The organism is Streptomyces sp. NPDC101110 (genome assembly GCF_044759525.1).
Classification (GTDB): Bacteria; Actinomycetota; Actinomycetes; order Streptomycetales; family Streptomycetaceae; genus Streptomyces.
The window spans coordinates 284,434-295,982 of sequence record NZ_JBIVZM010000006.1; the positions used below are offsets into that span (position 1 = coordinate 284,434).

An 11,549-nucleotide genomic window follows, 5' to 3' on the forward strand; every position below is an offset into this window, starting at 1 on the left:
CGAAAGCCGATCATTCCAGATTCAGTCGCGGGAATTTCTGCGGATTTCCATACGTAAGGACGCGATGGAGTCCAGCCCGCAATTCTGCAAGGTCAATCGTAGATGCAATTTCCAGCGGAATTACATTGGAAGGGAGACCCAGCACCTCAACGGCTTCATCGTCAAAGCTTAGAGTCAGAAGACCAGGCAGCAGAGACACCCCCTTAAGGCCGCCATAGTGAACGCCGCCACTCTCATTCATGACGCAGTAGGTATCCGTACCATTCCGTACGTTCTGCTCGTCCGGGTGCTCGGATAGAAAACGCTGGAGGTCGAAGTAGTAGCCATTCGCCGCCGCATCTTCTCCGTCACCGATGAAGACGCCGAAGGTCACACCGGGAACTTCTTCCCCGACCACCAGTGTCGCGATTTCCCAATAGGGAGAAAGGCTAGTCATCCACTCCAACTCCATTCCCTACCGCTGTTCTTGTACACAAAGGTCACTCCCATTTCCTGCGCCGCCTTCTCCATCTTGCCTTGACAGGGAGGGCAAGGCGGGTTCAGTCCGTGAATGGTAACCGTGTCACCCCGGTTGATGGGTGCCAGCTTTGCGTAGGGATCGCCGTTGATGTCCATGCTGGTGGCCCCGGACATCCGGATGACGCGAGCTTCGGTGTGGCTCGAAAGCTGATTCTCCCCGGGAACCATGCTGCCACTTCGCAGGGAATAGGTGACGACCAGTTGCCCGTCGCGTGTCACCTCTGCTCTCGCCCAGTGCGTTTTCGTGGTGGTCTTGCCAGTGAGCGTACCCGCACGATCCCTTGCCTTCCGATCACCGTAGGTAGGCTTGCCCGACTTGGTTTTGGGTTTCGCAGCGAAGACTCCGCTCCTGCCGCTGCCGAAGATTGCTGCGGCGGCGCTAGGAACTTGGTAGGCGTCACTGGAAATGTCATAACCGTGGCCGGCTATCCAGTTGTCGAACTGTGAGCCATAGTCACACCCAGGTGATCCTGGACCGCCACCGTTGCGGCAGTCGCCGTCAAAGGGCCAACCGAAGTATTCGGCCGTGTGGGGAACATTGCTGACCACCCCATAGAAGACTTCTCCGACACCAGAGCAGAAACTGGCGGCGAATCCCCAAGATGAACAGCCCCCGGAGTCTCCAGGCCCCTCCGCAACTGCGACACCACTTCCCGAACTGCCCGAACTTCCAGCACTGGCGGTCCCGCCGGCAGAGCCGACACTTGAGCCGCCGCCGCGCCCACTGCCGCCGTAAGACGGGGTGAGGTTGGGCGGGTAGGCGGGGTCTACGGCATCTTTGCCGATCTTTCCGGGCCGACAATGTCCGTTCCCAACTGGGTCATCGCACAGACCGGTCGGGTCGCTGCTCGTGGCTGGATGCTGGTTGGCGTAGGCATATCCGTTGAGAGACTGGTGCTGGTCCAGTGTGAGTAGCGGGTCGACGCTGATGAACTGGCCGATCGATGGGTCGTACTCGCGGGCGCCGACGTGAGTGAGGCCCGTGGACGTATCTGCTGGCTTGCCAAGGAAGGCCTTGTCATCGGGCCATAGGTTCGCCTTTGTCCCCCGCAGGTCACCGAAGGGTGTGCTGTAGCGCTTGGTGACCGCGTAGGAGGTTGCGTCCAGGGCGACGCTCGACGTGCCATGGTGGTCAGCGGCCAGGAAACTCAGCTTCGTACCAGAGACGCCCGACACCGCCGTGCGCACCGCGATGGTCTTGCCGTTGGCGGTGTAGTAGCGCGTTCCAGAGAGGGTCTTCGTCGTGCCCTTGGTTGTAAGGCGGATCTCGTTGACGCCGGGCAGGTAGAGGACGGTGTCTCCATCGCCCTTTGCTCGGCGGATCAGCAGTTCGCCGGATGCGTCGTAGAGGTAGGTGCTCTCTTTAACGCTCTCGGTGAGCTTGCTCAGTTCACCCTCGGGGTTCCAGGTCAGCGTCTGCTGGGCGGTCGGACCGGGGCGAGAGGTGGTGTTGCCGGCGCTGTCGTAGGAGTAGTTGCCGGTCCGGGCACCGGTGGTCTTGTCCAGGGTGTGCGGCTTGGTGTCCTTCGCCGTGTCGTCGTAGGTGTAGGTAGTGGTCTGGTCACCCGAAGAGGTGTGCTTGGTCTCAGTCTTGCGCTGCCCTGCCGGGTTATAGGTGTAGGAGGTCCAGTAGGGGGCTGAGCCGTCGATGTTGGCCATCACTCGGCCGGAGGTCGCGCAGTCTGCGGTCTTGGGTGTCCAGGCTTCGGTCATACGTCTGTGGCCGTCGTAGGCGAAGCACTGGAAGTCCGCCTTGGTCGTTCCACCCTGGGTGGTGCCATCGAAGATCGACGTGACGTTCCCGGCGTCGTCCTGGGTGAATTTCAGCTCCTGCGGCATGTAGCCGTGTACGTCATCGGTGACGTAGGCCCCGGTGAGTCGGCGAGTGCCCGACTCATAGGCCCAGTTGAGGTACGCCTTCTTCGATGAGTCTGCGGGATCCATACCGAGGGCGAGTTGGTTGAGGTCGCCCTGGGGGGAGAAGGCCGCGCCTTGGAGGTAGCCGGTTGTGCCGTTTGAGCTGATCTGGTGACCGGTCGAGTCGTACTTGTAAGAGACGGTCTCGGCAGGCAGTCCGCCGATCGCGGGCGAGGCGTACTGGCTGGTCGTCCCGTCCAGGTTGAAGCCAGTGCTGAACGACAAGGTCTTCGGGACACCGGCCGTCACCAGAGGCTCAGCGTCGGGCAGAAGCAGCTGGCTGCCTGTGACCTGGTAGAGGTTGTTGTAGGCGGTGACCTTCGTTGTGTATTCCTTGCCGGTCAGGCCGCCGTCGTAGCGGACCGCGGTGTCCTGCTGGCCTTTGGCGAGGGTGTCGAACGTCCAGGCTGCAAGCTTGTTGGCGTCCGTTTTGGCGACCTGCCACATGCCTGTCTTGCGGCCGAGGTCGTCGTAGTCGTAGAGCAGCTTCTTGTTCGTGTCGCTGTTCGGTGTGGTGCTGACGACCTGGTCGAGGGTGTTGTACTCGGTGGTGCTCTTGCCCTTGTCCGGGTCGGTGGCCGTGACCTGCCGGCCGAACAGGTCGTAGGTGTAGGACCACTTGGCCTGGTCAGGGCCCGTGATGGTGTCCTGCTGGCCTGCCGGGGTGTAGGTGAGTGCGGTCTTGGTGAAGTCGGTTCCCGTCGGCTGCGGGCCGCCGTATTCACGGCGTTCGGTTGTTTGGCCCAGAGCGTTGGTCACTTCTGCGGTGGCCTGGCCGCCGTTGGGGGCGCTGGTGCTGACCGTGTCACCTGTGTAGGACGTGGTGGTCGTCCAGCGTGTAGCGCCGTGTGCCTTGGTGACCACCTTGGTCGGACGGCCGGCGCCGTCGTAGGTGGTGTCCGTCTGTATCGGGGCCTGGCCGGCGGAGGTTTGTACCGGGGCAGCTGCGGGGGCTGAGGTGCTGTCCCAGATGTCCGTTTGCTGGCTGACTGTCAGGCCTCTGGTGTCGTAGAGGTTCAGCGAGACGAGCCGGCCGCCCTGCGGGGTCGGTGACTGGGTCTGGCGGGTGCGCAGCAGCGAGTCGTAGAAGGCGTAGCTGGTGTTGTAGCCGGAGCCGTCGCCTTTCAAGGTCCCGGTGGATACCCAGGACATTGCGGAACTGGTGACGCTGTAGGCGTAGACGTGGTTCGGCGTCTTGTTCAGTGCCTTGAGACGGTTGGGCAGCCAGACTTTGGTCAGGCGCCCGAGGCTGTCGTACTCGGTTTCTGTGACCTTGTTGTTGGGGTCGGTCACCTTCTGTGGCGTGCCTGTGGCGAAGTCGACGTTGGTGGTCGTCTTGTACAGCTTGGCGTCTTCGACAGCGGTCGCGGTCAGAGGTCCTGCTGCGGTCGGCGTGTAGGTGGTCTTGGAGATCTGCAGGCCGTTGGCGTTCTTGACGATCAGCGGGCGGCCGAGTGTGTCGAAGGTTGAGGTGGCCACCTTCTGCCAGGCGGGCGCATCGTCACTGCCGTAGCCCTTGGCCCGTCCGGTCCAGGTCGCGTCTCCCTTGGTGGGTGCCTGAGCGGCCGACCAGGCGGTGGCTGTCGCGTCGTCGTAGACGGTGGCGGTGTCGGTGATGACGTCGCCGGGACGGCTGGAGTCCGCGGGCAGGTCGAGAGCCGAGTCAGCGGTGGAGCAGGTCTTGGCCACGGTCCGGGTGCGCGATGCCAGGGAGTTGATGCCCTTGGCGTCGTTGCGGGCGTACCAGGTGCGGGTGCACTTCTCGTCGCCGGAAGCGGCGGTGTCGCCCTGGTCTTCGACGGTGGCGGCCATGCCGTAGTCGTCGAAGGTGGTCTTTACCGTGCGCACCCGGTCGTAGGGGTCGAGCTTGCTGGTGATGTTGGTGCGGGAATGGGTGGCACCGGTGCGGACGTAGTACGCCTCGATGTCCGCGTAGGACTTGTGCTGGGTTGCGGTGCGCTTTGACCAGGGATCGTTGATCGTGCCTGCGACTTCGGCCGTGCCGTTGTAGGTGACGGTCTCGCGGGTGAAGCCCGCGTACTGGTCGGAGTCGGTGATCTTGGCGGCCTGGATGCCGGAGACTTCTGCCGTCTTGCGGGCGTCTGGGTCGGGCGTCTTGCCGTCCGGTCCCAGGACGCGGTCGCCGTGCATGCCGCGCAGGTACAGGGTGACGGTTTTGCTCTGGGTTCCCGTCGAGATGCCGGCGAGGTGGGTGACCTTTTCAAAGCCGCGCCAGATGGACCAGGTGCGCTCCTTGGCCGGGGTGAGCGGGTTCTCGTTGTAGTGCCAGGCGCCGCCGCCGCTGTACTGGTAGGTGTCCTCCAGCGCCTCCGAACCGCCGCGCTCATCGACGGTCTGCACCGAGCTCACCGGGTACTTCTGGAACCAGTCGAGAATGGGGTCCTTCTCGCCGTTGGGAGACCAGTACACCGGGTAGCAGCGCTTGGTGTTCCGGTCGGCCTTGGGCATGGTCTGGCCAGCGACGCAGTCGGCGTCCAGGTAGGTGACGATGGTCTTCGCGCCGGTCTCGGAGATGACGCTCTTCAGACGTGGCTTGTGCAGGGGCAGGATGTCGTCGGTTCCGTCGACCCGGTTGGCCCGCATCTCGTGCGTGAACTTGACGGGGTCCAGCGACAGGTCGGTTCCGCGCTTGCCGGTGTGCTTGATCTCGTCCAGCCACAGGGACTGATCCGTCGAATCACCGGTGTCGCCTGGGTCCAGGTAGTTCTGCTTCAGGGACCAGACGTCCACCGGATCGAAGGCGGGGGTCGTGGCCGCCGCATTCCACGCGTATGTGGTGACGGTAGTGAGCCGCTTGCGGGTGAAGAACGTCGGGCCGGTATTGCCGGTGCACTTGTCGTCGTTCTTGCAGACCGCGTCGAACGGGACGTCCGGCCAGTTGTCCCGCTTGTCCTCGGTCAGCGAGTCGCAAGCGGTACCGGTGGCGAGGCAGCGTTCCGCGTAGTCGAGAACCACCTTGTTCGAGGCGGCGGGCGAGCCGGAGAACAGGGTGCCGACGCGCTGGCCGTAGCGGATCTCCTTGAGGTAGCCGCCGCGGACGTAGTCGGTGCCGGTGTTGTCGTCGCCGAGCTTGTCGTAGTTGTTGTGTTCGGCTGTGTACCAGTAGGACATGGCGTTGGCGCGGGTGTCTTCGACGTAGTCGAGGTTCCACCGCCAGGCCTGGGTCTTGGCGCGGCCGGAGAAGGTGGTGCCGTCTGCGTAGCCGGGCTCGCCTTCGTCGTCGCCGAAGACGGGTACGGTCCACACCGACTTGGTGCGGTCGTCGGTTCCGGCGCCCTCGAGTTTGTTCAGGCCGAAGACGTACTTGGTGCCGTCGCCTGTGATGACCGTCCAGTACTCGCCGTTGTCGTCACCGTTGTCGGCGTCGGTGGAGCGGGTGACTTTGGAGGCGTCGTCGTTCTTCAGCCGCCATTTGCCGGTGGTGTCGTCCTTGACCAGTTCGGTGGCCTGGCCGTTGAGGACGAGGGAGGCGTTGTCGTACTTCCAGCACAGGTCGAACTTGTCGTCCTGGCCGTCGTCGTCACAGGAGCCGTACTTGCGCTCGATGTAGGACGAGGTCAGGTCGAAGCCCTCGCCGATCTGGCTGCCTTGGTTGTTGGTGCTCGCGGTGCGTCCGTCGACAGCGCCGGAGTCGTACGAGATGGACAGCGTGGGCTGGGGCCCTGCCGCGGCCGGCGGTACCCGCAACGGGTAGGACCAAGTGAACGTGCCCGACGAGCCGCCCGCTTCCCAGGTCGAGGAGACCGACAGCGGGGTGGCCTTGTAGTCACCGGCCCCGGACTGTGTCCCGGCCGCCAGCGCCAGCATCATCGGTGTGCCGGAAGACGGCAGGTCGACGGGCGCCGATACCTGCTTCTTGAGGCGATCATTGGTTGAATCGAGTGTGAGGCGTTTGCGGCATTTCGCTGTGGCCGGATCGGTCAGCGAACAGCCGGGCAGGCGCGTCAGTTGCAGGCGACCGGCCCAGTCGCCTCCGTAGGCGGAGGCGAAGGCTGAGTAGTCCAGGCCCAGCCGCGTCTTCCCGCCGTTCTTCGGGCCCGTAAGTTTCAGGGCGACGCCTTTGATGCCGAGTTTCGCCGCCGCCTTTTGGCCAAGCACCTCAACCGAGACGGGCCCAGTCGTCCGGCCCTTGCTCGGGGCAGTCAGGGTGATGGGCAGGGACCCTGGGGTGGCTTTCGCGGTGCCCTTGGCCGGCAGGTTCACCTGCGCTTTGCCGGCCTTGGGCCAAGTGGTTCCTTTCGACCGGTCACGGCGTGCGCGGGCGATGGCTGACTGGTCCGCTTCCTCGGACTTCTTCACCGTGGCGGAGGCCTTCATGTTCATCTTCGCGGTGAACGGGCTGACCTTGGCCGAGCGGGGCTTTTGCAGGCGGGGAGCGCCCAGGGGGTCGGAGTCGGCGCCGAATGCTACGGGTGTGAGCAGGCCGGGAAGCATGGCCAGTCCGGTGGCTGCGGCCAGGCGGCGGGACCAGCGTCTGGTGATCTCGCTCCTGCGGCCCGGGACAGAGCCGGGTATGCCGAGGGGGTTCATGTGGTGTCTTCCTGTACGGCGCCGGGGCGGCGCGCCGGACGCGGGCCGTTGAGACGGTGGAAAGAAGGAGGAAAGGGGGGTCCGGTCTGCCGGTGCTGGGTGGCCTGGCGCGCTCGCGCGGTTGGCCACCCAGCACCGGCATATCCGGCTCGGGGCAGGTCTCAGGTGGTGTCGGGCGTGTCCAGTACCTGGGAGCGGACCTGGTCGGCGGTCATGGCTCCGGTCCAGACCCTGAGGTCCTGCAGACCGCCGGGCAGATAGTTGCCGGTCTTGCCTGAGGTGGTCCCGCGGCCGAGGCTCAGCTCACCACTGCCCTGCTGCGGTGTGGTGAAGCCAGCTACTTGTTCCGAGGGCTGTTCGAATTCACCGACGTAGAGGTGGAGTTGGCCGTAGCGGGCTTCGGTGGTGCCGTCGGTCGGATCGGTCCACTCCCAGGTCTCCTGGGCGTCGAAGGTGCCTGTGATCTGGACCCAGGTGTCGGTGGCGGCCACGTCTGCTGCGGGCACCTGTGCGCTCTGGGTGACCTTGCCGTCCGGTCCCACTGCGGTGCGGGTGAACTTCCACTGGTAGATGCCGTCGCCGGGCTTCGTGACCCACAGAGCCCAGGAGGACTCTGAGTTCAGGCGCTGGGCGGCCACCTGCGCCTGGTAGCCAGCCGGCTTGGCATTGAGGGCCGCTGAATCCAGGCGGACGCTCGCCGACACCGTGAACGAGCCGGTCTCGTCGACCACCGGACCGGTGGCAGCGGCGTACCCGGCTGTGCCATTCAGGAACAGTGCGTTGTCCTCCTCGTTCAGCGTGGCGCCGGAAGCGGACAGGGCCATGGCCGAGAGCGGGTAGGCCGTGGTTTCGGCGACCTGGGTGCCCTTTGCGGTGGTGGCGTCCCAGTGTGCGACCAGTTCGTTGGCGGGTACTCCGTCTTGCAGCGCCCTGGCTTCGTCGGCGACTTCAGCCGGCTGCAGGGCTCGCTGCCACACTGCGGCTTCGTCGAGGAGACCGAAGTGGTGGTCGAGGTACTTGCCGCCCGCCTTGGAGCGGCCGAACTGCAGTCCCCCGCCTGCAGTCCACGGGGTGTAGGTGGGTGCGGCCTTGGACAGGCCGACCGGCCGGCCCTGGGGCTGACCGTTGATGAACAGCTGGATGGTGTCGTTGGCCGGGTCGGTGTCCGGTAGGTTGTCATCGCCTTCGGTCTTGAAGACGCCCGCCACGTGCGTCCACACGTTGAGCGGCGGGTTCTCCTCGTCGGACATTGAGCGGACGTACACCGGGCTCGCTGTGTCCTTGTCGGCGCGGTTGAAGACCCACTTCTTGTACGCGGCGGAATAGTAGAGCGTGAATGCGCTGCCACTTGTGCCCGGTGCAGACAGGACCGCCCGGTTGGCGGAGGCGTTGGAGAGTTGCACCCAGGCGGAGACGGTAAAGGAATCCCGGGTGTTGACCGCAGGGGCGGACGTGGCCGCGTAGCCGGTCTGCTGTGCCGGGTCGCTCGTGTCATCGTTCAGACGCAGCGCGTAGTCCGCCTCGCCGCGACGGGCCCTGGTCGACCAGCCGGTCCCTTCCTCACCGACCAGTGTCGCATCGTGACGGGCACCGACGGTGGCGGTGTCCTTGGCGGTCACGGTGCCCGAGCCAGGGACTCCGTCGAGATGCCAGCGACCCACCGCGGCCTCGGCCGTGGCTACCTTGAAGGTGAACTCCTGATAAGCGCCCCAGCGGTCGTAGACATCCTTGGCGCGCACCGACAACACCTGAGTGCCTGCCAGTGGCGGGGTCACGTTCGGAACGGAGACCTTCAAGTTGCCGGAGACGGATTTGGCCGGGGTGGACAGCAGCTTCCACTGGTAGCTGGTGATGTCGGTCTTGCCGCTGGATTTGATGTCGGCGGTGTTCGGCTGGAAGGTGAAGGATCCCGGAATTCCCGGGCCGCCCTTCCCCTCGCAGGCGTTCGCAACGCACTCGGTGTACGGGGAGCCAGCGGTGATACGGGGCGGCTTCGGCGCTGTCGAATCGATCTTGAAGTAGCACCAGGAGCTGTAGCCGGAGAACAGGTCACCGGATTTGCCACTGTAGGACCAGTGGGACTGTGTGCGCGCCTTGTAGCGGTAGAGACCCCCGTCGGCGCGACTGGTCATTTGGCGCGTTTCCAGCGTGCCGTCCGGATGCCAGCCGGTATCGGGCGCATGGCCGGTCCACACTTGGTGCCAGGCCGCGTCATCTCCGCGCTCCACGACGTACTCGGCCTGCAGGGAGCCCTCCTGGTCGCCCTTGTTGGACTCGACTCGGGTCTGGACGCGGGCCTGTACGACTGGCTTGTCTTGGGTGACGATCAACGGATCACTGGAGGACTTCTTGCAGTACGCGGTGTTGCCGCCACCGGGGACGAGGCCGACATCCGTAGGCGTGCCCGGCTTGTAAGCGAAGATGACCTGCAGCTCAGCGCTGTCGTCGAACCGCTTCCAGGCTCGCGGTTCACCTTCATCCTTGGCCCGAAGCATCAGCGTCAGACGGCTTATCTTGCCGTCCGCGAAAGAGCGGACGGTGTTCTTCAAATTCTCGTCCGCCTCATCTGGGTTGTCGTTGAACTCGATCCACGCGTCAGGCTGGTCAGGCGTGCACAGACCGCCGCGCCCGGCGGAAACGTACCGGTCGCCCATCTGGTCCAGCTGCTTGGGGCCCGGCCACCGGGTGCCCTCGGAAATGTTGTCGGTGCGCTCCAGGTCCACCCAGTAGGGCGTGCAGTTGTACGACCACGTCTCGCGGGCCCGGAAGGTAGCGTCCAGGACGTGCTTGCCCGAGAGCTTGGTCGGCGCGAATTCGAAGTACATGCGGTCGATGTAGCCGCTACCGCACGAATAGCCGTCAGCCGTTCCGCACTTGCCGACGCCCTTGTCGCCGTCGAACATCCAGAACTTGTCGCCGTCGGAGGAGATCTTCGTGCGCTCCTGGGCGCCCAGGCCGACCGAAGGGTCGATGAACACTGGGTAGACGGTGTCCTTGCCGCGCAGCAGGTCGAGGTCGGGGTGTACGGCAACGGTGTTGTTGTCGACCTTGACGGGCAGGACCGCGCTGGCGTCTCCGTTGCCTGGCTGCGAAGGGTCGTCCTCCTTGGGCTCGTTCACAGAGGTCTGCACGCCGGCCGCAAAGAGCTGGGGCTGCGGACCGGACTCGGTGTCATCGCCAGCTGAGTCCCACATCTGGCCAGCCGGCCCTCGGAAGAGGGCGTTGCCGTCCTCGTCGACCGCCCGCAGACCGCCACCGGCGCCCGGTACCACGCTCAGACCGTCTCCAGATGCGGTGAGCTTGACCTGCTCGAGCTCGGGATTGGCGGCAGCTTCAGGCGTCTTCACGACGAGTACCTCGCGGTACCCCTCCGCAGTCGCGGTCAGCTGCAGATCCACGCCGTCCAACACGTTGGCGTAGGTGGCTGTTGCGTCCTTGAGGGTCGGCTCAGGCAGCGCATCAGCCCAACCAAGGGTGATCGACCGGCCGTCCTTGCCCATCCGCAGCATGTCAGAGCCGGAACCACCACCAGAGAACGACAGGTCAACCACAGCGCCCTTGGGGGCGATCCGGCCGTCAGGCCGGCGCTCCAGAACGGGATCGACCGGCCCCCAACTGCCGTCTTTCTGGTGGACGCGCTGTGGGGTCGAGGACTGAGTGAGCAGGAACGTTCCGTCCGGGTTGGCCTGCGTCGTGGAGTACTCCGTACGGTCCGCCGTCACTTCCACAGGCTCACCGGAGGACTTCGCCTGCTCCAGCGCGGTCCTCGTATCCACCACATTCGCCGTCGCCGCAGCGGCTGTTGACTGCGCCGCAGCCGTCGCCGGCAGCATCGGCAGTGCCGACAGCACCAACGAGGCGGCCACACCCCCCAGCAACACCCCGCGCGTTCTTCGCGCACGCAGAACGAACACAGACCCCACCCCCCGCATCACGGAGCCCACCCTCCGTCACAAATTTCACACAGAAAGCACAGAGTTAATGCAGCGTCAGCGAGCGAGTCAATCAAGTGTGGCCTGCATCACGCACACTTGTCCGAATGCACTCCGAGCTGGCCAGATGCATCCCCTTCCACCTGTCACGGTGTGAGCGCGACCTCTTACGGTCGAGGCGTACGGGGCCCAGGTCGTTCGATCCGCACCTGAACTCCTGCCGTAAAGGGGGCGGGACCGCCGCGCGTCTGCCCCGTATCCCGCTCCGCGCTCCTGGACCGACCAGGACACGATCGAGCGGAGGGGCGCATCTACCTCCCCCCCCCCGGAAACAGTCGTCTACCTCTCGCCGCCAAGTTGCGAGTTTGCGCAAAGTATCGATGGTTGTGCGAGCGCCACCTCCCGCCCGCTGAGACGGGTGGTGGTTCGCGGGCCACTGGGGAGTTCCGGCGGCATAAGCCGGTACCCCACCGAAAGACGCTGAAAGAAGGGTCACCGCAGGTCAGGGACTCAATGGGCAACAAAAGCCCAGGTCAGCGACCCGACCCCGGAACCTCCATGCCGAAGGTGCCCTGGAGGGTGGGGCGGGTGGTGAACATCAGACCTCTCATCGGGCCTCGGGACGCGGGA

3 protein-coding genes are annotated in these 11,549 nt (G+C 65.0%); all 3 read right to left on the reverse strand.

Annotation, left to right across the window (positions count from 1 at the left end; all coding sequences use genetic code 11):
• Nucleotides 1-10: 10 nt before the first annotated feature.
• A complete protein-coding gene (locus ACIQU3_RS16530; protein ID WP_403733543.1) occupies nucleotides 11-436 on the reverse strand; it encodes a hypothetical protein in 426 nt (141 codons plus the stop codon).
• Nucleotides 433-6,987 carry an RHS repeat-associated core domain-containing protein gene (locus ACIQU3_RS16535; RefSeq protein WP_403925648.1) on the reverse strand — a complete coding sequence of 2,185 codons (6,555 nt, stop codon included), beginning with the start codon at nucleotides 6,985-6,987 and terminating at the stop codon, nucleotides 433-435. The genes ACIQU3_RS16530 and ACIQU3_RS16535 overlap by 4 nt, the downstream gene beginning before the upstream one ends.
• A gap of 161 nt (nucleotides 6,988-7,148) precedes the next feature.
• The gene (locus ACIQU3_RS16540; protein ID WP_403734259.1) at nucleotides 7,149-10,820 is read right to left on the reverse strand and encodes a LamG domain-containing protein; all 3,672 of its coding nucleotides are present in this window, start codon (nucleotides 10,818-10,820) and stop codon (nucleotides 7,149-7,151) included.
• Nucleotides 10,821-11,549 lie beyond the last annotated feature (729 nt).